Below are 20,366 nucleotides of genomic sequence, written 5' to 3'. Positions count from 1 at the left end.
ACGCTGCGACGTCCTCTACGCCATGCTCCGCAACAAAACCCACTACCAACACCCCATGGAATCCCCCGCTTGACAACTCCATAGGGACACCCCCCACCGCAGCTGTGAGAGCTTGGCCTGCAGTACCCGGCGGCCATTCGTCGGTGCAGCCGTGCCCCACACGCGGTCGACGAGCACGTCGGCAGCCACGGTCTCCCCCGCGCTCACCGTCAATGCGGCCAGTAACGCCCGGACCTTCCGCTCCGGCACGTCAAGGTACTCACCAGCATCCGAACGAATCCGGACCGGCCCAAGCACTTCGATCCGCATACCAGGATCGTAAAGTGCCTGGCTGGGCGCGGCGCCGAGCCAGGCACGTTGCACCGTCGCCGACCGCGCGCTTTGCGTTCTGGATGCCGGCCCGGCGTGGGCCATATACGCTGGTAGCGCTGCCGTTGGAGCACAGAATCCGCGTCCTCTCACCGGACAGCACTGTTACTCGGAGTGGCCGTGCGTGGACTGGTAGTCGAACGGCTCATCTGGTTCCCGTCGAGTCATGGAGCACGGAAGGCGCGCATGAGTCGCCCGCTGTCTAGTCCGGGTCGCCAGGCGAACCGGATGGTGGCCCCGCTTCATCAGGCGCTGTCCCAGATCCGACGCGCCGGCGAACAGCTGGTAGCGGTGCTGCGGCACGACCGCTTCGTCGGGGTCGTCACCCTGGCCGACGTGCTGCGGCACGTGCTACCCGCGCCCGATGCGAACGCCTTGACACACGGCGCATAATCTCCGGCACCGGTGAGCCGGTATCCACGCTTGTCATGCCGGACCGCGCGGCAGGAATTCCTGCGCCTTCGTCTTGGTGCCCTGTGTCATGACTCGCCACGCATTGGGATCACCCCGCAGCAGTGCCTCCGTGGTGGACTTCATCTGCTCGAACGTGGCATGCGGTGGAATCGGCGGTACCTCCGGATCGCAGCGCACGTCGACGAGCGCGGGCCGTTGCGCATGCAGCACTCGGTCCCAGGTCTCGCCTAGCTGATCCGGGTCATCCACGGAAACCGCGTCGAAGCCCAGCCCGCGTGCCACGTCAGCGTACGAGATCTCCGGGATCGTCTGGGATTCCTCGAACTTCGGAGCTCCGCCCATCGCCCGTAGCTCCCAGGTGACCTGGTTCAGGTCGTTGTTGTGGAAAACGCAGACCACCAGGCGGGGATCCGACCAGAGGTGGCGGTACCGCGCGATCGTGAGCAGCTCGGCGAGCCCGTTCATCTGCATTGCCCCGTCGCCCACCAACGCGACAACGGGTCGGTCCGGGTGCGCGAACTTCGCACCGATCGCGTACGGCACACCCGGGCCCATCGTGGCCAGGGTGCCGGACAGCGAGGAACGCATGCTGCCGCGAATACGCAGATTGCGGGCGTACCAGTTTGTCGAGGAACCCGAGTCAGCGGTGACGATCGCGTTCTCCGGGATACGGTCCGAAAGCTCGTGCACCACCCGCATTGGGTTGACCGGCTTGGCCTCGAGCATCGCCTGCTGGTCGATGGTCTGCCACCAGTTGCGCACGTTGTCCTCGATAGCCTCCCGCCAGGACCGGTCGCGCTTGGTGGCCACTAGTGGCAGCAGCGCCCGTAGGGTGTCGCGGGCATCGCCGACGAGGTCGACCTCGGTCGGATACCGCATACCGATCATGGTCGGGTCACTGTCGACCTCCACCGCGCGTGCTTGCCCGAACGCTGGCATGAACTGTGTGTAGGGAAAGCTGGAACCAATGATCAGTAGCGTGTCACAGTCCCGCATCAGCTCGTAGCTTGGTCGCGTACCGAGGAGCCCGATCGCACCGGTGACGTAGGCAAGGTCATCGGGCAGTACATCCTTGCCCAGCAACGCCTTTGCCACGCCGGCACCGGTGGCCTCGGCCAGCTGCCGCACCTCGTCGGCGGCGCCGCGCGCGCCCTGACCGACCAGGATCGCTACCTTCTCCCCCGCGTTCAGCACTTCGGCAGCATTGGCCAGTTCGGTGTCCTGTGGCGTCCACACCGAACCCGGCAGGCTGGGCTTGCTGGAAGGCACCATCTTGAACTCGTGCTGAGGCGGAAAGTACTCCTGCTCCTGAAGATCACTGGGAATGATCACGGCGGTTGGCGCTTGACGGGACGCAGCGGTCCGGAACGCCCGGTCGAGCGCGTTCGGCAACTGCTCAGAAACATTGACCTCGACGAGGTAGTCGCTGGCTACATCCTTCAGCAAGGCCTGTAGGTCGATTTCCTGCTGGTAACTGCCACCCATCGCCGACCGGGCCGTCTGGCCCACGACAGCGACCACCGGAACATGGTCGAGTTTCGCGTCGTACAGCCCATTGAGTAAATGCACCGCGCCGGGGCCAGACGTGGCCATACATACCCCAACCTTGCCACTGAATTTCGCATAACCGACTGCCTGAAACGCGGCCATCTCCTCATGCCGGGCCTGGACGTATCGTGGTCGGTTATCCGACTTACCGAACGCCGCGACAATCCCGTTGATTCCATCCCCTGGATAGCTGAATACTTGGTCAACATCCCAATCGCGCAGCCGCGTCAGCAGAAAGTCACCCACGGTTTCAGGCATCTGTCCTCCTCGTTCCGGCCGAACTGTGCTGCTGGTATGTGACTACCCACGGAGCTAGCCAGCGACACGTGGATCGGCGCGGTGCTGGTGGAGGTTTAACGTTCGGCACAACGGAAATCCGATATGGGGAACATCCACACGAGAGGAGCGCAGACATGGCGGGAGATGCACCACCGAGCCCGGTCAAGGACAAGACATACAACCTCGTCACGGTTCTGCAGGAATCAATGCGGCACACCTGGACCATGGAAACCTATATCCAGGACGCGGAGCGGGACGAGGACGAGGAACTCGCCCGCTGGTTCCACAAGATCCAGGAGAACAACAAGAAGGCCGTGGAGCAAGGAAAGGAACTGCTCGAGCGGCGCCTGTCCTGACTACCGTACGGTACCGGCGCGGTCCAGCCGCACGAGAATTCCTTGTGGCACACCCAGAACGACCCCGGGTAAACGCGGTTTACCCGGGGTCAAGGGAACACACGGATAGCAACGACCTACTACTCCAGGGGCGCTATACCCGGTAGCGGCGCACCCTAGACATCGACAATAGAGCACGATCGTTCGACTCGAATCCCGAGGTGTTGACCGCCGCCGCAGGATAAGCGAGATTGGCCCTATGGATATGCAAAATTCATCTCACCCAGGGCCAAGTTCCTCCGGGCTGTACGAGTTGTTCCACTGCGAACGGGAATCACTCGACACGAGAACGGCAGTTGTGACCGTATCCGGGGAAGTCGATCTGACCAGCGAGTTGGAACTCCGATCGCAGATCGACGCGGCACTGGCCGAGCGACCCATCGCGATGGTCATCGACCTGTCCCTCGTCTCGTTTCTCGCCTCATGCGGACTAACGGCGCTTTTACAAGCCAAACAACAAGCACATGAACAAGAAACTCGTATCGCGATCGTGGCGAACGACCGGCGGGTTGTTCGCCCGCTCGAAGCGACCGGCGTTGACCAGCTGCTCTCGGTGTACTCGTCCCGAGCGGATGCGCTGCGGGATATCGCGCCGGGTGATACCAACTAGCAGCCAGCGAACTCGCTCTCGCATCAACTATCGTGGTGACGTCGAAACGAAAGTGCAGTGTAAAGGCGATGGCAAGTCATCGGCATGTTCCCGAAGCCCATGACTCGCACAGTGTCACAGGCGCACCGGTCGAGGTGAGCGACTTACACATCGCGATACCCGCCAGGACCGAGCAGTTGACGCCGTTGCGGCACGCACTCGATGAGTGGGCCATCCAAGCGGGCGTGTCGCCTGCCGACCGTGAAGCGCTGACCTTGGCCAGCTACGAGGCGATGACGAACGTCGTGTTACACGCCTACTCCGGGACGAACGGCGAGCTGACGCTGCATGCCACCCGTTTGACCGCCGAAGCGCGGGTGCGCGTCACCGTCACCGATTACGGCAGCTGGCGATCGCCGGCGCGTTCGGACGGCCAGCTCGCGCATGGTCGTGGCTTGCCGATCATGCATGCGATGGCGTCAGACACGACGATCGAGACCACTCGACTCGGCACTACGGTACGAATGTACTGGCCGTGCGCCGGTGCCGGCAACGTGTGACTCCTCCCTTGCCTTGATAGGCCAACACCGCGACTAGCTCGTTGCCCGCCGCATCACCAGTATCGCCGTGTCGTCATCGGGAGCTTGAGCATCAACAAAAGTACTCATCATCAAGCCACAGAGCGCTTCGGCCGTGTCGAAACAAGTCGTCCTCCGGAGGGCCTCAAGACCGTCGTCGAGGAGTCTGTCTCGTCGCTCAATCAGACCGTCGGTGTACCAGCAGACCACCGATGCCGCTGGTAACGCCACGGTCGTGCTCCGCCGTTGTCCAGAATAGACGACACCGATGGGTGGATCGACCGGCACATCAAGGAATTCGGCTTCCCTCCTGGGTGCGGCCATCAATGGTGGAAGGTGACCGGCCAGGGATACCCGTAACCGCCCACTCGCCGGCTCGACCACTGAGTAGGCGACGGTAGCCATCGTGTTCGCCTCGAAATGGGTCGCCTTGCGATCAAGTTTGTCGAGTACCGCGCCAGGGTCCGTGGTCTCCAGCGCGTAAGCGCGCAATGCGCTCCGCAGCCTGCCCATCACGACAGCCGCCGGGAGACCGTGGCCGGCAACGTCACCCATGACGATGCCGAATTCACCTCCTGGTAATTCGAACACGTCATACCAGTCGCCACCTACGCTTTCCCGTGCACCGGGAACATATCGGCCGGCGAAAGCCATGCCAGGCGTAGCGGGTAGCCGCGCCGGTAGCAGACTGCGCTGCAGGGTTTTCGTAGCTGCCCGCTGCGAGCTGGATAGATGTGCTTGGCTTGCCAACGCAAGCCGATCGGCGACCACCTGAAGCAAATTCAGATCATGCTCGGTGAACCGTCGATAGTCCCGGGCACCCAACTGCAGTACCCCAATCAACTCACCTGCGGCCGTCATAGGAGCACCCAGGACGATTCGCAGTCCCTTCTCGAGCAATGAGGGGTTCGGCGGCGCGGCACTGTCCGCCCGGTCTACCACCACCGCACGGCGATCCTGGGCGATCAAACCCGCGACGCCTTCGCCTACTGGCACGCGGACCTCATGGGGCACCGTATCGTCGTCGATGCCGGCAAACGCGGTGGCAACCAAGTCATTGGCCGCGAGCTCGTATTGCAGCATCACCGCCGTGTCCACCTGTAATAGTTCACGAACGCGTTCGAGCAGCTTCTCGAGTAGCTGCTCGATATCCAAGTGGGCGAGCGCCGTGTCAGTAACCGCCTCAAATCGTCGCAGGCGATCTTCCGCATCGTGTGAGGCGGCCATTGTCGGATAGTAATGCACGAGCGGTCCCCCGGCTCGACCTCGGTCTCGCCCTGGGGTCACTCGTTGCTTTCTCCAGCCACCCAGGCACCGTCATATACACCTCAACCAGCGGTGTCGCGTTGCCTGGATCGCCGTAGCCGCCGGATAGCCAGTGGCCGGACGAACCACATGCCGCTGAACAACGCCGCCACGCCCACCGCAAGCGCCAAACTCGTCCAGAGCTGGCCGAGCACCACGATCGAGATCAACAGCACCGTGCCGGTCATCGCGGCGGCTAGTAGGGCAAGCCCACAGATCGCGCACCGGTTCGCGGCACGGACAATGTGCTGCCGGCACTGGCGCCGGAACAACACCCGATGCCACGCGACCGGAGTGATCAGCAGCGCCGCTGATGTGCACGTCAGCAACACGATCACGAGATGAACAGCGTGCACAAAGGCCCCGGCGCGCGCGAAGCGTTCCGTGAAGGCCACGGTGAGCAGGAACGCGAACATGATCTGCACGCCAGCCTGGGCGACACGCAATTCCTGTAGTAATTCGGCTAAGTTTCGGGTGATCCTGCCGTGTTGAGTTTCATCGTGCTGATCCTCGCTGGATTCGAACCCGTTTCCGCTCCGCGGCGCGGCTCGGCTTGTGCGGTCAGCTATTTCCATCGCGCACCCTCCCCACCACCAGTCCACCGTCGCCGCTTGCCCGACAGCGACACCGACCCGTCCTCATCAGGGCCGGTCTCGGGGTGGGGTATGGCTGATGACGCCATGCCGGAGCGGTCCACGCGGTTTCGCCGCCGATTGCGCCGAAGCGGCGGAACCGTGCGATGTAGATTCCGGCCGTTCCGAACGCTCGGCCTGATCACCCTGGGCAGGGTGGGCTCCCTCCCGCAGCCGCGCCAGCCTGCTTTCCAGTAGTTCGAGTACCGGCGCGCGTGCCGCGTGTGCGCGCTCGTGCGCCACGAGCACCCGTAGCTCAGCGTCGTCGAGCGACCGGATCTGATGCCGCAGGCTGGTGATGGGCAACTCGTCATAGTTTCGGAGCGGAAGCTCCGGCTGTTCGGTCATGCGCACCTTCCCGCGTTCGCCGTGTGAGGACAGCAAAGCACCGGATTACCCGGTACTACCCACTGCGGAAACCTCCACGCATCAGCGGCCAGATGTGGCCAGCAGGGAACCATGTCGAGGGTTAGCGCGACGACGTGTGTGGGTACCCAGAAGTCATGACACGCAACGGCAAACGACGTACGCGAGCGGAGTACGAGCGCGGGCTGCCCGACTACCATGACCCAACCGCAGGATTCGGTGGCGCGGCGCCCGCATACAGCGCGCTCACCCTGCGTATCGTGCTCGCAGCCAGCACGATTCTGTTGTGCACGGCTGGGATCGTGCTGTTCGCTATCCTCGGTGTGCCGGTGGCCATCGTCGTGCTGTCAGTCCTGTTCGCGCTCACGGCCATCGACCTCGGCTGGGTCATTCACCGCAAGCGGCGAGGCGAACCGGGTTAGCGAGCAGCCTGACAAGTCTGGTGTACCCATCAACCACGCGCCGCTATGCGCGAACGGTGAAACGCAAACCAAAATTGTCCAGTGTGTACGGTATGGTCTTTCCCGTTTCAAGCTGGGGCTGTCCAGCCAGCTCGACATCACAGTGGCGCAGCAGTGCTGCCAGCATCGTACTCGCGACCAGCAGGACAACATGGCGGCCGGGGCACTGGCCATTTCCGGCGCTGAACGGGACCAGCGCCGGATGTTCCCGTGCGGTGCCGTCAAGCCAGATATCCGGCGCGAAGGAGTGCGCGAACGGTAGCTCTTCGCTGTCGCGATGGAAGAATCCCGTGCACACGAATACCGTCGTACCCGTCGCGACCTCGCCGGTATCCCGGACGGTTTCCCGTAGCAAGGCGGGCGTCGTGGGCCACAACCGCACGGACTCGAGAACACACGCCCGCAGGTAAGGCAGCGGGTGCGGTCGCTCGAGATCGACCGGCGCGATTTCCGCCCTGGCTTCGGCGGCCTGCACGGGGTGGCCAGCCAACAATGCCAGTGCCCGCAGCGTAACGATGCCGGCCGCGTCACAGGCAAACAGCCAGTGCGGCAGCTGGCCTGCCCGGTCCGTGTCCCATGGCGCTTCGGTTTCGCGCACCAATGCGGCCAGACTGCCCCGCTCGGCACGCTCGACGTAGCCGGTGACGTCGTGCAGGAACCGTTCCCGCAGCCGAAGCCGTCGCGGCACGAGGTAAGCCCAGTTACCGGCGCCGCGTAGGGAGGCCAATCGGTCAGTGATCACATGGTCGGTACGTGCGGAATCGCCCAACACGATTCGGCGAACGGCCGCCCACCAGTACTTCGCGAAGGTGCCCCAGTCCAATTCTCCCCGTGCTATCGCGTGTTGTGCCAGATCCCGAGCTTCCTGGTGCACGATGCCGGTGATGCGCGGTGCCAGGCCGTGCAGTTCGCGGTCTGGCTGCAGTATGACCTCGTTGAAATCCCGCCGCTGATCTCGCGACGCACCCGTCGAGATCAGCACGCCGTGCGGCTGGAACTGCCGCAGAGCCGCCACTTTCTCCACCGTCGCGGGGCTGAACGGGTCAGGTGTATCGGCAAGCACGTCTCCGACGTGGCCAGCATCCAGCGGAAGCTGGACCGACCTGCCAGCAAAGCGGAACAACACCGGCCGCTTACCGTACTTTGCCCGAAGCCGTTGCATCCGGCGAACGGTCACACCATCGAGCTGCAGCTTCTCGGCGACCTTCATCCACCGCGGCCGTCGTTTTATCAGACCCGCTATCGCCACCGGAACGACAACCTCGGCCAGGACCCGGAACGTGCTCAACATCCCGAGCTTCACCGGCTGTCGCCAGTTCGCCGATCCACGGGGCAATCGCGGAACCGTCGGTACCTTCTCATCATGGTCGGACATGGTCTACTCCAGACAATTCGTCGAGGAGGTTCGGGCGTTCTCACAGCTCATGACACCCGTTCGTGCCGAGCGGATTCGGTGTGGACAGCCTCCATCAGTTCAGCGCGATTCATCGTGGAACGTCCCTTGATGTCCAGTTCCCTGGCCAACTGCCTCAGGTCGGCCTTGGACCATTCGGCGAGCGGGGTTTCTTTCCTTCCGGAGTCGCCTGAGTCCGAACGCGACCGCTTCTTGGTGGCCCGTCCCCGTACACTCGCCGAGAGCGCTTCGAGTAGGTCGACCACGTTGGTCGGCGCCGCTGGCTCGGGTTCCGGTTGTACGGTCCGGCCGGCTTTCTTCTCCTCGATGAGCTCGTGTACCCGTTGGGTGTACGTGTCCTGATATCGCTCCGGTTGCCAGTGTTCGCTCATTGACTCGATGAGGCTCACTGCCATGTCGAGTTCCTTCTCGCGTGGCTTCGCCGCAGGGATCCTGGGTAGTTGACTCTCGGGAGCACGGATCTCGTCGGCGAACTGCAGAGTGTCGAGTACGAGGACGTTGTCGACGGTCCGAACCACCGCGACATGCTCTCGGTTGCGCATCACGAAGGTGGCTATGCCAGCTCTGTTGGTCTTTCGCATGGCCGCGGCCAGCAGGCCGTAAGCCCGGTCGAACTCCTGTTTCGCCGGACCGAGCCAGTAGCTCTTCCGGAAGTAGACCGGGTCGATTTCGTCGAAGTGCACGAACGAGTCGATATCGATCGTGCGGGAGCGTCCAGGTGCGATCTCATCGAGCTCGTGCTGCTCGATCAGCACGTAACTGCCGTCCAGCGGGTGGCCCTTCACGATGTCGTCGTACTCGACTTCCTTGGCAGTGCGCTCGTTGACTCTTCGGTAGCGAATACGGTCCGAGGTTCCGCGCTCGAACTGGCGGAAATGGATCGTGTGGTCCTCGGTCGCGCTGAACAGCTCGACCGGAACGGTAACCAGTCCAAAATTGAGCGCCCCGCGCCACAATGGCCGAGCCACGGCAGTCACCTCCTGCTTCCATCAGGTCGGTCGCGCCAGCGGGGTACCCGCGCCGCCGGCTGATAAACCGGCACCACCCTCAGTAGGGCGGTGTCCGAGGTGTCGCGAGTCGACGGTTCTCGAACAGTTCCGCCTCCAGCTCCCGGACCCGTTGCGCGTTGTCCGGGCGCCCGGCAGCACGCATGGCGCCATGGATTGCCTCAAACGCTTGTTCCATCTGGTAGGTGTACACCTGGCCAAGCGAGGTATAAAGCACGCGTTGCAGCCGGTCCGCCACCAGATGCTGGGCGGGTTCCGGTAGATGTGGCATGGCGCGTGCCAGTACCAGCAACACCGCGCTGCAGGTCTGATGTTGTCCAGACTGCCCGGAGGCCGCGATCACGCTCGTCAGGCCGTCCACGATCCTGCCGTTCATCCGCTCGTTGTAAACCAGCGGCAACGGTCCGCCGTGTATGCCCGCCGAGTGACGCTCGTCGTCTCGGGCAAAACTCACTAACAAGCTGTGCAGTGCTTCGACCGCGATGCGCGCGCCCTCTGGGTCGCCGGATACGGCCGTGGCCGCCCAGGCGATGCTGCTGAGCTGATCAACCACGTGGGCCGCATCATGATCCACATCTCGCATCCGACCGAGCCGCAACGAACTCAGCACCGTGTCGGCGAACCAATCCCGTTCCGTGGCACTCTCGGCTCGCACGGTCGCGACTACCGTACCGGGGACGACATGCTCGCCCATGCCGGCATGCAGTTCGATCTCGACGGCGTGACGGACAGGTTGGATCGCCGTCGCGAGCAGGCCGTGATCGATGCCAACCACATAGCCCACACACTCAGATCGCACTTCACGGGCCGGCAAGTCGGTCCGCAGCGGCTCACTACGGCACCGAGCAAGTAGCGGCTGCTGCGATGCGCGAGCGTCAACGGCCAGTTTCTCCAGCATCCATACCGTCGCGCTCGGACGCATCTGGTCCACGGTGCTGTAAGCAAAGACCAGCAGCGAGAACAACGTCACGATCGTCATCGCGGCGACCGCCGTCCCGGACACCACTGCCTTTCCTTGCGGCAATAACCCGAGTGACAGCAAGGAACAGGTAGTCAACCCGACAAAGAGTCCAAAAAAGACCTGGTTGGTCTTACGCCGAAGGAACTGATCGAGCACCGCGGGACTATAGGTTGACGACTGATGTTGCACCGCCATGAGCAGCACGAAGAAGATGATCGATATGACCGTGAGCAGGCCAGGCGTCACGGTCGAGACGAACGAACTGGCCGCCTCAGGCGGCGCGAGAGCAGCGAACGACTCGCGCGCGGTGTGACCCCATGATCCGGCACCACGATCAAGAATTACCGTGCCGACACCGATAACCAGGCACCCAGCGGCAACCAAGGTCGGGAGAAACAGAAACTCCTGTAACGCGTGAGTCACTCGCGCCCGCTGCCGCGGCCGCATGGGCAGCGCCTGCGGGCTACGGTGCTTCTGGATCATCTCGCCTCCCCGTCCGTCTACAAGTCGGCGGCTCCCGCCAGCGCAGGGCAATCGCACTGGATCCAAGCCTGAGACGACACGGAAGTACCTTTGCGCTGGCACCGCGAATCTCTCGGAACTGAAGGTTCCGCTACAGCAGCACGTTCTCCATCAACGGGTTCATTGCTCCACCGGCGGGTGCACCACTGTCGTCCGTATCATCCACCGATCTCGCCAGGTCCGCCCATGCCACCATCCCGACGACGCGACCGTGCTCCGCCACCGGCAGACGTCGAACCTGCTGCTCACTCATCTTTCGCATCGCCTCGGCCGGGTGGTCGTCAACGTTCACGAGTGCGCCCTGGTGCTGCGCCAGGTCGGTCAACCGTACGGATCGCGGGTCGCGGCCTCGCGCGACAACCCAGACCACGATGTCATGGTCAGCCAGCATTCCCCGAGGTTCGTCAAGCTCGGTGACGACAGGTACGGAACTGATCCGATAACGAGCGAGCATCTCAGCGGCGGCTTGCACCGTTTCGCCTTCCCGTACCCGGACAGGGTCCGGCCTGAGGACATCCCGCACCGTAGTCATGCCAACCTCCTTCCTATGGTCTAGCTCGGTATTACCCTCACCTACCGCTTGCGCAAACCACGTTCGGGAAACATGGATGGGTCACACGCAGTTCCGCTCGATTTCCTTGTTCCAGTTCAGGGAAACGACGCGCATGTCGTGCTCATAGGCATCGAGCCGTGCATGAAGCTGAAAATGCGTTCTGTTCGACGTGAGCACCGTGTGGGTCATGGTGCTCACCCGCCACCCGGCACGCGCGAAGCCAAGCCACGTCGTCACTTCTCCCCGAACCGAGTCGAAGTCATCACCAATCCAGCTGTAGCGCTCTTCGACACGTTTACTCAACCGCAAATCGATGTCGTCGAGGAGCCAGGTTCCCGCGTCCTTGACCACCCGCAGCTCACTTGAATAGTTGACGAGTTCCCGGTTGACGCGCCATTGCTGTGTTCCGGGCCGAAGCTGGGTCGTGCGGACCGGATAGGCACCCACGGGTTCGTCGAATTCAACCTCCGACGACCTGGTGTCTTCCGGCAAGCGACGGAACGGCAGCCACAGCGCGCTGTCTCCCGTGAACACACTCAGTCTTGCTGGCTCGGGGGGCGGCCAAGCGAGCGGCCAGTACGAGGTCGACAGGGAAAGCCGGATGCGGTGGCCAGGCGGAAACGCTTGAGCGACGCCATTCAACGTCACGGTTACGCGATAGCGTTTCCCGGGCTCCAGGGGTTCGGGCTCCGCGTCCCCTCCGCGATGTGTCAAGTTGAGCAAGCCGTAGGTAACCCGGGTAGTGCGCCCGTCCGGCAGTACGTCGGACAGACGCGCGGCGACCATCGCGACCGGTTTGTTCACTGCGATCTCGAGTTCGAGTACCGGAGCGCCGAGCACCTCATGTCGCTCGGTAAGCGTGGTGCTGTCAAAGACCAGCGAACCCCCGTCCTCCTCGCGCTGATCGTAGGGTAAGTCCGGGGGCGCACTGTAGGAACACCATTTGCCGGCGAACTGGCCGACCGAAAGCGGCGATTCCACGGTGAGCTCCTCGGCATCCAGGCGCTGTCCGACTGGCACGATGCCATTCGGGACGAGCGTGAACATCTCCGACGTAACGTGCGGCGATGGCCAGTACGGTTCGCCCACCCAGCGCCCCGGCCGTTCCTCATATGCCGTGGATGGTGGCACGCTGTCCTGCATCCAGGTACGCAGCGCCGGCGTGTGAAGAACTCCGTTGTCCACGTCCTTCAGCCAGTGATCCCACCAACGCACGAGCTCCTGTAGGAAACCCACGGCTGGTCCGGGCTCGCCAAGATGCGGATACTTGTGCGACCAGGGACCGATGAGTCCTCGGCACGGAACACCGAGCTCGGCAAGTAACCGGAATACCGCGTTCGAATAGCCATCCGCCCAGCCACTCACCGCGAGGACGGGGCAAGCGATGGAACCGTAGTCTTCACAAATGGAACCATGCCGCCAGTAGTCGTCTCGGTGCTGATGGCGCATCCATTGGTCCAACCATAATCCGCTGTTCCGCAACCGCTCCAGCCACAAGTCACGCCAGCGCTCGCCGACGAGCTCCGGATCCGGTGGGCTGGAGTTATAGGCGAACATCGTGGATGCCCACGAAAGATTGTCACCGAGCAGGCACCCGCCCATGTAATGCACATCGTCCGAGTAGCGATCATCGCTGGAGCACACGGTAGCGATCGCACCCAGGCTGTCCGGTCGACGAGCCGCCACCTGCAGCGCATTGAAGCCACCCCAGGAGATCCCCATCATCCCGGTACGTCCGGTGCACCAGGGCTGGTCAGCTACCCAACTGAGGACTTCTTCCGCGTCGGCGAGCTCCGTGTCGAGGTACTCGTCGGTCAGCACCCCCTCGGAGTCCCCGCTACCGCGCAGATCCGCTCGTACGCACGCGTACCCGTGCCCCGCCAGATAGGGGTGGTGGATCGAATCCCGGACAGCAGTGAAGTCACGTTTACGATACGGGATGAACTCCACGATACCCGGTACCGGATACGTGCCAGACGTTGCCGGACGCCAGATCCTCGCCGCCAGCTGTACACCGTCCCGCAGCGGTATCGATATATGTTCGTCCTCGGTAACCTGATGTGGAAACTCGGCAATCTCGCGCACGCCGACTCCCTACGCCACGATGTCGAAGTTCAGCAACTCGATGCAACGGTTGTACTTGTCTTGAAGCTGCTCATCGTTTTGACCTCCAGTGTGGATAGTCGCGAGCGCGTAGCTGTAACTGTCCTGTTCGGATAACGATGAGAGCCTGTCCCCCTCCCGCACCAGGATCTCGATCGAACAGCCAGGAACAGCGCGTTCCACTTCGCGTACTTCCAGGTCGGTCGGAACCCGTATCACTTCCCCGTCGGTGAACCGGCGCAAGAACCATTTTGCCGCCAGCGTGTAGGTCCCATCGCGGTAGGACAGGTTTGGCCTCATCCCAAGCGCGATCTGCACCATGCACTGGTGGTTCGGGATCCCATCGACATAGTCGAACAGCAGTGCATGAGATTGCGAATGGCGAGGATTGATCTCGAGTAGGTGAACGGCACCCGTCGAGGGGTTCCAGAAGTACTCGATGTTGAACGCCGTATCGACGAGTCCAATATGGTTGATAACTCTTTCGGATACCCGTCTGAGCCTGTCGATCACGTCGCCGGGAAGGGCGCTCGGGTACTGGTATCGGAGAAAACTCGATCCCTCCGGGTAATTGTACGAATCGATGACTCCGTAGATGGTGACTCCACCGGCAGTGCTGTAGCCCTCGACCGTGACCTGAGTTCCGGATACCGCTTCCTCGGCCAGGCACCCTTCGCCACCTAGCTCGGTGATCTTGGTGGGTAATTCGACCTGGTCCAGGATGTACTGGAAACGCTCGCCGACTCGACTTGTGCCATCCCTGATCTGACGAAGCGCACCGCGGAACTCGTTGTCGTCATGTACTTTGAAGGCAAGTTCCGAGGACACCGACTTCACTGGCTTGAGCCATAGTGGGTAACTGACTCCGGGCGGCGGCACATCGGCTCGGAATGAAACCAGGCCGAAACGAGGTACCTCGTCGATGACCTTCTCCTGCTCGAGGCGACTCCAGTACTTGTGCTCGCATTTGAGTACGGCCGTGAGGCTCGCCGCGGGAAGACCCCGGCGATGACAGAGCAGTGGTACCATAGAACTTACCGGAAAATCCCAGTAACCAGCGATGGCGTCCACGGTCCCGTCGAAGTTGTCGAGCTGCCACTCGGCTCTGGCAAGCAGCTCGGACATCGACAGGTTACGTGGTTGCAGCAGTTCCGCAACGCTGAGCAACGAGTGGAAGCGACAGCGTTCCATTCCCGGCACATCCCAGAGTGTTTCCCGGTTTCGCTGGTCAAGGCCAAGGACGAAGAAGTCGTAGCGCCTCGAAGTGTTCATCGTGCATGGGGTGTACGATCTGACACGCGCCACGTGAGCTCACTTCCTTTCAGCCGCCGATCGCACTGGGTTGACATCCGGGTCATGGCCGGGGTGGAGGTCAGTGCCCATAGGCGGCGCGTAATTCGGGCAGTAGTTCGGTTTCGGCGAATCTCAGGAAGTCCCGCTGGGTCGAGCCGCCTATTTGGACAAGAGCGATATCGCTGAACCCGGATTCCGCAAACGGCCGTGCGGCTTCGATGATCGTCGATACGTCCGGGCCGCACGGGATCCGCTCGGCGACGTCGGCCTTTCGAACGTACGACGTCGCAGCCGTGAATCCGGCCGGCCCGGGAAGCTCGGCGTTGACCTTCCAGCCGCCCGCAAACCATCTGAACTGACTATGGGCTCGCTCCTTGGCACGATCGGCATCAGTGTCCCAGCTGACCGGGAACTGCGCGATCTTGCGTGCTCGCGGACCTGCTCGCCGATCCCAGAGCATAGCCAGCTGCGGATCGGGATCCGTCGCGATCATCGCGTCCGAGGCAAGGGCGAATCGGCCGACGGACTGCGGCCCGGAAACGGCGGTGGCGATGGGTACGGTACGTTCCGGTAGGTCCCACAGCTTCGCGGAATCAACGCAAAAGTGTTCGCCACGGTAGTTGACATAACCCCCTTCGAAGAGGCTCGAGATGATATTGATCGCCTCGGTGAGCATGTCGTGTCGCACGTTCACCGGCGGCCATCCACGTCCCACGACATGCTCGTTGAGATTCTCACCAGCCCCCAGCCCCAAGGTGAACCGGTTTTTGGACAGTAGTTGGATCGTGGTTGCTTTCTGCGCGACCACGGCCGGGTGGTAACGCATCGTCGGGCACGTCACGTAGCTCATGAGCTCGATGGCTTCGGTCCGCTGCGTGACGGCCCCCAGGAGGCTCCAGGCGTAGGGCGAATGCCCCTGTTCAGCCAACCAAGGAAAGTAGTGATCGCTCATCACCGAGAAGTCGAATCCCGCCTGTTCGGCGCCCGACGCGAAGTCGACGAGATCGTTGGGTCCAGCTTGCTCCGTCATGAGCGTGTAGCCAAATCGCACCATAGTTCACCATGTTCTCGAGGACCGGTACCGGCGTTCGGCGTCGTCGTCGATGTGTCCAGCGTCCTCACCCGCGACTCTCCCGACGAATTCCGCATTACGACCGGGACCGGTTGTCGAATGGGCATCTGGACAGCTGTGTTCGTCCAGTCCTCCGGTTGCTCTACTGTGTGCCTGATGCCGATCAGCTTCCGCATCAGACTCGGTATTCGAGTACGGGTTCGGCGCGTGGCCTAGCCAACGCAAGATTCTGCTGAACATCGTCTCTCATTCCCGGTAATTGGAGGATTCACCGCACTAGCTGGGATCGTCGGGCTCGCGCAGGCTTTCGGCCAATCCGCCTGCATCGTCGGCGTTGCGACCAGCCTGCGGCGTCTCCGTGGGCACGTTACGTACTCGTTCCTGCGGGACCACCGGTTCCGGTCTCTCCGCCACGTCGTCAATGGACTCATCGAGCTCACTCTGCGGCGTGGCGGCCAACGGGCGATCCGGCACATGTTCCGGCTCGGTGTCTGACTTCTCCTGCGCGATTCGCTTGTCGATACCGCGATCGCGCCCCTGCTCGTAGTCCGTCATCTCGGACTGGTTCGCGGCCGCCCATCTTTCCGGCGGCTCGACACCTTTCTCCAGCGGGTCGACTTGGAGTCGGTCCTCGTCCAGACTCTCGCTGCTGTTGAGTGCCGCGGGATCGGTTTCCACGTCCTCGTTCGACCCGACCTGCTCGGTAGCGTGGGTCTTGTCATTCTGATCCATGCCGCGCCTTTCGTTCCTGCGCGTTGGCCTGGTGAGTGTCTGGTGTGGCCGGCTGGGCTCTGCCGGCTGATTCTGGCCCGGTGTACGCCACACCAAGGTCTGGTACCTCAGGTGAGGCGGTGTCCAGTGGCACCGCCCCAGACCGAACCAAGCCGAGCTGCACCTGTTGTCGTCGCATGACGGTGTCCAGGAGCCAATCGACCGCTACCCGGAGGCGATTCGTGGGCATGGCGAGGAGGTGATAACCACGCGTCACCGCCTTCGCGGGTAAACCGCTCAGCGGCAGGTGCAGCGGGTTCGCCGCGGCCTTCCGCCCGCCGAGGTCGACCACGAAGCCGCGTTCGCGGTGTCGGTACCGTGCCGCGCGCCCGAACCCGAGTGCGGCGGCGACATTCCTACCCGCGACCTTGCCCTGACGCACCGCATGCTGGGCTGTCATCGGAGCGAGCCCACCCGACCGGTGGCGAGGTACCGCCGCGGCGTCTCCGCATGCGAAGATCCATGGATGACTTGGCACGGCCAAGAAGTCGTCTACGGCCAGCCGGTCGTCGACGGTGTCCAAGCCTGTCGCGGCTACCAGCGGGTCGGGTCGGACCCCGACGCACCATACGAGCGAACGCGTTGGCACGAACCGCCCGTCGTCGAGTCGGACGCCGTTTTGGGTGGACTCCCGGATCGAAGTCTCGGTGCATACCTCCACACCGCGCTCGCGCAACACCCGGTCCGCGGTGCGCGACAGCCGTCTGTCCAGGCCAGGCAACACCCGGTCGGTCGCCTCAAGCAGGATCCAGCGAACTGGTTGGTCAGCTAGTTCGGGATGGCGGCGCGCGAGCAAGTCGGCAAGCAACTGGCCATGTGCCGCCACCTCGGTCCCGGTGTAGCCGGCCCCCACGACGACGAAGGTACAGCGAGCCGAGCGTTCGGCGGGCGCGTCAGTCGCTGCCGCCAGCTCGAGCTGGCGGGTGATGTGATCGCGCAGGTAGAGCGCTTCCGGTAGCCCCCGGAAGCCGTGACCGTGGTCCGCGACGCCGGGAACTGGTAGCAACTTGTGCACACTTCCGGCGGCAAGGATCAACTGGTCGAAGGCGAGGGTGCCGCTGTGCCCCTCCGGATCGGCGTAGGTCAGGGACTGACCTGTCGGATCGATTTCGGTGACCTGTCCAAGTAACAGCCGTACGCCCGGCAGGGTTCTTGGCAAGGAGATCGTAATCGCACGGGGATCAAGAATGCCGGCGGCGACTTCAGGCAGCAGTGGTACGTACAGGAAGTAATCCGTCGGGTTGATCAGGATAAGTTCGACATTCGCCTCACGCGGCACTGCCTTCATGAACTCCCTCGCCGCGTGGAAACCGCCAAACCCACCACCGACGACGACTACCCGGCGTCCGGCCATACCTGGCCCTTTCATCGGTCCCGCAATGCGGCTTCGAGCTGCTGCTTGGTCATTGTGGAGCGTCCAGGTAACCCCTGCCGCTGGGCGTCCGCGTAGAGCTGCCGTTTGGTTCGTCCCCCGGGACCGTATCTGTTACCAGATCGGATCCCACCCCGACGGGGAGCCGAGATATCCTCAGTGGACACTAAACTTCTCCGGGTGGCATGCCCCGAGCGGGCACGTTCCTTGTTGACCGTGCGCGCGGCGATCTCCTCGGCGCGGTCAGCGGGATAACCACGCTGCTTACTCTGCCGTTTGATGTGGTTGTACTGACGTTCTTGCTTTGCGGTCCATGCTTGTTGCGGCATGCCGAACCCTCCTTCACCTGAGGCTCGGTTCGCTGCCAGGCAGCGAACAGTTGTCCGCTACCGGATATGTACCCAGCACTACCCAGGCCGAAACATCGTAGGTGCTGGCGATCGCACCAGCGTTTGGTCAAACCGCCACGACCCGATTCAGCCCAGACGTTTCACGCCATATTCCGGCGGGAACTCGGTGTCCGTGGATCGAACACAGTTCAGGTATGAGATGGCACAACAGTTGCGCGTCGACGCGATCCGCGCCGCGCGCTCGGCTGGTTCTGGACACCCGACCTCCGCGATGTCGGCGGCTGATCTACTTGCCGGCCTTTTCGATGGGCACCTGCGGCTGGACTTCGATCGCCCGCGGGCTCCGCATAACGATCATTTCGTGCTCTCCAAAGGTCATGCGTCACCGCTGCTGTATGCCGGCTACAAGGCCGTCGGCGTGATCAACGACGAGGAACTCATGACCTTCCGGAGCTTCGGCAGCCGCATCGAAGGGCATCCGACACCCCTACTGCCATGGGTGGACGTCGCGACTGGCTCCTTGGGTCAGGGCTTGCCCATCGGCGTCGGACTTGCCCTCGCCGCCAAACGCCTCGACCGCTCGACGGCGCGCGTATGGGTGCTGTGCGGAGACAGCGAGATGACCGAAGGGTCGGTGTGGGAGGCATTTGAGCACGCCGCGCACGAGCGCCTGGACAATCTCGTCGCACTGGTCGACGTCAACCGCCTCGGCCAGACGGGCGAGACGATGCACGGTTGGGGCCTGTCCGCCTATGCCGCACGCGCCCAAGCATTCGGCTGGCAAGCACTGGAAATCGACGGACATGACGCGGGGCAAATCGAACGCGCCCTTACTCGAGCGGGACAGGCGAGTGATCGGCCCGTCGTCATCCTTGCGCGGACGTGCAAGGGCAAAGGTGTCGCCGAGGTTGAAGACCAGCACGGAAAGCACGGTAAACCGCTGGCAGAGCCGGACAAGGCGATTGATCAACTAGGTGGCAGCCGCAATCTTCGTTTCACGCCAGCCAGACCAGGCGCCGAAACCGGACACCAACCGGCCCGCAGAACACCAGTTTCGTTGACACGTCACGAGATAGGTACCGAGACCGCGACTCGTCACGCCTACGGTTCCGCACTTCGCGAGCTCGGAACGCTGCGCGCTGACGTTGTCGCGCTGGACGGCGAGGTATCGAACTCAACGTTCGCCGAACTGTTCCGCGACTCGCATCCCGACCGGTATTTCGAGATGTACATCGCCGAACAGCAACTCGTGGCCTCGGCTGTGGGTATGCAGGCACGAGGTTGGCGTCCCTTCGCGTCCACCTTTGCCGCCTTCCTTACGCGCGCGTACGACTTCGTTCGGATGGCGGCAATCAGTCGAGCAAACATTCGGTTGATGGGCTCCCACGCGGGTGTGGCGACAGGCGAAGACGGGCCTTCGCAGATGGGCCTTGAGGATATCGCGGCTTTCCGCGCGATTCACGGCAGCACCGTGCTCTGCCCGTCGGATGCCAACCAGACGGCCGTCCTCGTCGAGCAGTTGGCCGACAGCTCAGGCGTTTGCTACCTGCGTACCAGTCGCGGCTCGGTACCGGTGCTCTACGATCCCGCGCAGGAGTTTCCCATCGGGGGTAGTACCGTGTTGCGCGACGGCACCGACGTCACTCTCGTTGGGGCGGGTGTGACGTTGCATGAAGCGCTCTCCGCGGCGGAGAACCTGGCGAGCGAAGGCCTACGCGCTCGGGTTATCGATCTCTACTCGATCAAGCCAGTGGATACCGAAACCATTGCCCGTGCGGCCGTCGAGACCGGCGCCATCGTGACCGTCGAGGACCATCACCCAGAGGGCGGTGTCGGCGACGCCGTACTCGAGGCCTTGGCGTCTGCGGACACTCCCGTGCCGGTGACCAAACTCGCGGTGCGGACGATGCCCGGCTCAGGCAAGGCAGCGGAGCTGATGAGACAGGCGCGCATCGACGCACATGCCATCGCCGAAGCCGCCGGACAACTCGTGGCCAGCAAGCCTGGTTAGC

21 protein-coding genes are annotated in these 20,366 nt (G+C 63.0%); 6 read left to right on the top strand and 15 right to left on the bottom strand.

Features of this window, described 5'->3' with window-relative positions; translation table 11 throughout:
- Positions 1 to 42: 42 nt before the first annotated feature.
- Positions 43 to 309: an AfsR/SARP family transcriptional regulator gene (locus tag EV191_RS28055; RefSeq protein ID WP_132880874.1), complete on the bottom strand. Its 267-nt coding sequence runs from the start codon at positions 307 to 309 to the stop codon at positions 43 to 45.
- Positions 310 to 597: 288 nt separating this feature from the next.
- On the opposite strand from EV191_RS28055, the gene EV191_RS30255 reads away from it, so the two are divergent.
- Positions 598 to 762, top strand: coding sequence for a hypothetical protein (locus EV191_RS30255; RefSeq protein WP_165913139.1), 165 nt, complete (start codon positions 598 to 600; stop codon positions 760 to 762).
- Positions 763 to 795: 33 nt separating this feature from the next.
- On the opposite strand, the gene EV191_RS28050 is transcribed toward EV191_RS30255, so the two are convergent.
- Positions 796 to 2,589: a thiamine pyrophosphate-requiring protein gene (locus EV191_RS28050; RefSeq protein WP_132880872.1), complete on the bottom strand. Its 1,794-nt coding sequence runs from the start codon at positions 2,587 to 2,589 to the stop codon at positions 796 to 798.
- Positions 2,590 to 2,744: 155 nt separating this feature from the next.
- On the opposite strand from EV191_RS28050, the gene EV191_RS28045 reads away from it, so the two are divergent.
- The 3 genes from EV191_RS28045 (at position 2,745) to EV191_RS28035 (ending at position 4,154) form a co-directional block, all read left to right on the top strand.
- Positions 2,745 to 2,966: a hypothetical protein gene (locus EV191_RS28045; RefSeq protein ID WP_132880870.1), complete on the top strand. Its 222-nt coding sequence runs from the start codon at positions 2,745 to 2,747 to the stop codon at positions 2,964 to 2,966.
- A 337-nt stretch (positions 2,967 to 3,303) separates the two neighbouring features.
- Complete coding sequence (locus EV191_RS28040; protein WP_165913138.1) at positions 3,304 to 3,615, top strand: STAS domain-containing protein; 312 nt, start codon at positions 3,304 to 3,306, stop codon at positions 3,613 to 3,615.
- A gap of 134 nt (positions 3,616 to 3,749) precedes the next feature.
- A complete protein-coding gene (locus EV191_RS28035) occupies positions 3,750 to 4,154 on the top strand; it encodes an ATP-binding protein (RefSeq protein ID WP_165913137.1) in 405 nt (134 codons plus the stop codon).
- Positions 4,155 to 4,187: 33 nt separating this feature from the next.
- On the opposite strand, the gene EV191_RS28030 is transcribed toward EV191_RS28035, so the two are convergent.
- The 3 genes from EV191_RS28030 to EV191_RS28020 all read right to left on the bottom strand — a co-directional run bounded on the left by EV191_RS28030 (position 4,188) and on the right by EV191_RS28020 (position 6,457).
- Positions 4,188 to 5,399, bottom strand: a complete 1,212-nt coding sequence (locus tag EV191_RS28030; RefSeq protein WP_132880866.1) for a PP2C family protein-serine/threonine phosphatase — start codon at positions 5,397 to 5,399, stop codon at positions 4,188 to 4,190.
- Between the two features lie 101 nt (positions 5,400 to 5,500).
- The gene (locus EV191_RS28025; protein ID WP_279388474.1) at positions 5,501 to 6,052 is read right to left on the bottom strand and encodes a DUF6328 family protein; all 552 of its coding nucleotides are present in this window, start codon (positions 6,050 to 6,052) and stop codon (positions 5,501 to 5,503) included.
- 66 nt (positions 6,053 to 6,118) lie between these two features.
- Positions 6,119 to 6,457 carry a DUF8129 domain-containing protein gene (locus tag EV191_RS28020; protein ID WP_132880864.1) on the bottom strand — a complete coding sequence of 113 codons (339 nt, stop codon included), beginning with the start codon at positions 6,455 to 6,457 and terminating at the stop codon, positions 6,119 to 6,121.
- A gap of 155 nt (positions 6,458 to 6,612) precedes the next feature.
- Here EV191_RS28020 and EV191_RS28015 point away from each other — a divergent pair, with 155 nt between their 5' ends.
- Complete coding sequence (locus tag EV191_RS28015; protein ID WP_132880862.1) at positions 6,613 to 6,897, top strand: DUF6343 family protein; 285 nt, start codon at positions 6,613 to 6,615, stop codon at positions 6,895 to 6,897.
- A gap of 43 nt (positions 6,898 to 6,940) precedes the next feature.
- On the opposite strand, the gene EV191_RS28010 is transcribed toward EV191_RS28015, so the two are convergent.
- From EV191_RS28010 to EV191_RS27960, 10 genes are all read right to left on the bottom strand, one after another.
- A complete protein-coding gene (locus EV191_RS28010; protein ID WP_165913136.1) occupies positions 6,941 to 8,311 on the bottom strand; it encodes a cytochrome P450 in 1,371 nt (456 codons plus the stop codon).
- Between the two features lie 47 nt (positions 8,312 to 8,358).
- Positions 8,359 to 9,318, bottom strand: a complete 960-nt coding sequence (gene ku, locus EV191_RS28005) for a non-homologous end joining protein Ku (RefSeq protein ID WP_132880861.1) — start codon at positions 9,316 to 9,318, stop codon at positions 8,359 to 8,361.
- Between the two features lie 79 nt (positions 9,319 to 9,397).
- Positions 9,398 to 10,801 carry a DUF2254 family protein gene (locus EV191_RS28000; RefSeq protein WP_132880859.1) on the bottom strand — a complete coding sequence of 468 codons (1,404 nt, stop codon included), beginning with the start codon at positions 10,799 to 10,801 and terminating at the stop codon, positions 9,398 to 9,400.
- 130 nt (positions 10,802 to 10,931) lie between these two features.
- Positions 10,932 to 11,372 (bottom strand): CBS domain-containing protein, encoded by a 441-nt coding sequence (locus tag EV191_RS27995; protein ID WP_132880857.1) that lies wholly within the window; start codon positions 11,370 to 11,372, stop codon positions 10,932 to 10,934.
- Positions 11,373 to 11,453: 81 nt separating this feature from the next.
- Complete coding sequence (locus tag EV191_RS27990) at positions 11,454 to 13,478, bottom strand: CocE/NonD family hydrolase (RefSeq protein ID WP_132880855.1); 2,025 nt, start codon at positions 13,476 to 13,478, stop codon at positions 11,454 to 11,456.
- Between the two features lie 9 nt (positions 13,479 to 13,487).
- Positions 13,488 to 14,621, bottom strand: a complete 1,134-nt coding sequence (locus EV191_RS27985) for an ATP-grasp domain-containing protein (RefSeq protein WP_341539644.1) — start codon at positions 14,619 to 14,621, stop codon at positions 13,488 to 13,490.
- Positions 14,622 to 14,868: 247 nt separating this feature from the next.
- Positions 14,869 to 15,840 (bottom strand): TIGR03557 family F420-dependent LLM class oxidoreductase, encoded by a 972-nt coding sequence (locus EV191_RS27980; RefSeq protein WP_132880882.1) that lies wholly within the window; start codon positions 15,838 to 15,840, stop codon positions 14,869 to 14,871.
- A gap of 297 nt (positions 15,841 to 16,137) precedes the next feature.
- Positions 16,138 to 16,593, bottom strand: coding sequence for a hypothetical protein (locus tag EV191_RS27970; protein ID WP_132880850.1), 456 nt, complete (start codon positions 16,591 to 16,593; stop codon positions 16,138 to 16,140).
- Positions 16,580 to 17,986, bottom strand: a complete 1,407-nt coding sequence (locus EV191_RS27965; RefSeq protein ID WP_132880848.1) for an NAD(P)/FAD-dependent oxidoreductase — start codon at positions 17,984 to 17,986, stop codon at positions 16,580 to 16,582. Before EV191_RS27965 ends, EV191_RS27970 begins: the two co-directional genes overlap by 14 nt.
- A gap of 11 nt (positions 17,987 to 17,997) precedes the next feature.
- The gene (locus EV191_RS27960; protein ID WP_132880847.1) at positions 17,998 to 18,333 is read right to left on the bottom strand and encodes a plasmid stabilization protein; all 336 of its coding nucleotides are present in this window, start codon (positions 18,331 to 18,333) and stop codon (positions 17,998 to 18,000) included.
- A 220-nt stretch (positions 18,334 to 18,553) separates the two neighbouring features.
- Between EV191_RS27960 and EV191_RS27955 the strand changes: the two genes are divergently transcribed.
- Positions 18,554 to 20,365, top strand: coding sequence for a transketolase (locus EV191_RS27955; RefSeq protein WP_132880845.1), 1,812 nt, complete (start codon positions 18,554 to 18,556; stop codon positions 20,363 to 20,365).
- The last annotated feature ends 1 nt before the right edge of the window (position 20,366 follow it).

Origin of the sequence: Tamaricihabitans halophyticus (genome assembly GCF_004340875.1) — a bacterium.
GTDB classification, from domain to species: Bacteria; Actinomycetota; Actinomycetes; order Mycobacteriales; family Pseudonocardiaceae; genus Tamaricihabitans; species Tamaricihabitans halophyticus.
The sequence above is the reverse complement of the archived record's forward strand: the minus strand, read 5'-3'. Positions and strand labels throughout refer to the sequence as shown.

What these genes read in the sequence shown, in the direction of transcription:
- EV191_RS28055 (WP_132880874.1), bottom strand. Translation starts at nt 309, where the DNA reads ATGCGGATCGAAGTGCTTGGGCCGGTCCGGATTCGTTCGGATGCTGGT.
- EV191_RS30255 (WP_165913139.1), top strand. Translation starts at nt 598, where the DNA reads ATGGTGGCCCCGCTTCATCAGGCGCTGTCCCAGATCCGACGCGCCGGC.
- EV191_RS28050 (WP_132880872.1), bottom strand. Translation starts at nt 2,589, where the DNA reads ATGCCTGAAACCGTGGGTGACTTTCTGCTGACGCGGCTGCGCGATTGG.
- EV191_RS28045 (WP_132880870.1), top strand. Translation starts at nt 2,745, where the DNA reads ATGGCGGGAGATGCACCACCGAGCCCGGTCAAGGACAAGACATACAAC.
- EV191_RS28030 (WP_132880866.1), bottom strand. Translation starts at nt 5,399, where the DNA reads ATGGCCGCCTCACACGATGCGGAAGATCGCCTGCGACGATTTGAGGCG.
- EV191_RS28025 (WP_279388474.1), bottom strand. Translation starts at nt 6,052, where the DNA reads ATGGAAATAGCTGACCGCACAAGCCGAGCCGCGCCGCGGAGCGGAAAC.
- EV191_RS28020 (WP_132880864.1), bottom strand. Translation starts at nt 6,457, where the DNA reads ATGACCGAACAGCCGGAGCTTCCGCTCCGAAACTATGACGAGTTGCCC.
- EV191_RS28015 (WP_132880862.1), top strand. Translation starts at nt 6,613, where the DNA reads ATGACACGCAACGGCAAACGACGTACGCGAGCGGAGTACGAGCGCGGG.
- EV191_RS28010 (WP_165913136.1), bottom strand. Translation starts at nt 8,311, where the DNA reads ATGTCCGACCATGATGAGAAGGTACCGACGGTTCCGCGATTGCCCCGT.
- EV191_RS28000 (WP_132880859.1), bottom strand. Translation starts at nt 10,801, where the DNA reads ATGATCCAGAAGCACCGTAGCCCGCAGGCGCTGCCCATGCGGCCGCGG.
- EV191_RS27995 (WP_132880857.1), bottom strand. Translation starts at nt 11,372, where the DNA reads ATGACTACGGTGCGGGATGTCCTCAGGCCGGACCCTGTCCGGGTACGG.
- EV191_RS27985 (WP_341539644.1), bottom strand. Translation starts at nt 14,621, where the DNA reads ATGTCCGAGCTGCTTGCCAGAGCCGAGTGGCAGCTCGACAACTTCGAC.
- EV191_RS27970 (WP_132880850.1), bottom strand. Translation starts at nt 16,593, where the DNA reads ATGGATCAGAATGACAAGACCCACGCTACCGAGCAGGTCGGGTCGAAC.
- EV191_RS27965 (WP_132880848.1), bottom strand. Translation starts at nt 17,986, where the DNA reads ATGGCCGGACGCCGGGTAGTCGTCGTCGGTGGTGGGTTTGGCGGTTTC.
- EV191_RS27960 (WP_132880847.1), bottom strand. Translation starts at nt 18,333, where the DNA reads ATGCCGCAACAAGCATGGACCGCAAAGCAAGAACGTCAGTACAACCAC.
- EV191_RS27955 (WP_132880845.1), top strand. Translation starts at nt 18,554, where the DNA reads ATGGCACAACAGTTGCGCGTCGACGCGATCCGCGCCGCGCGCTCGGCT.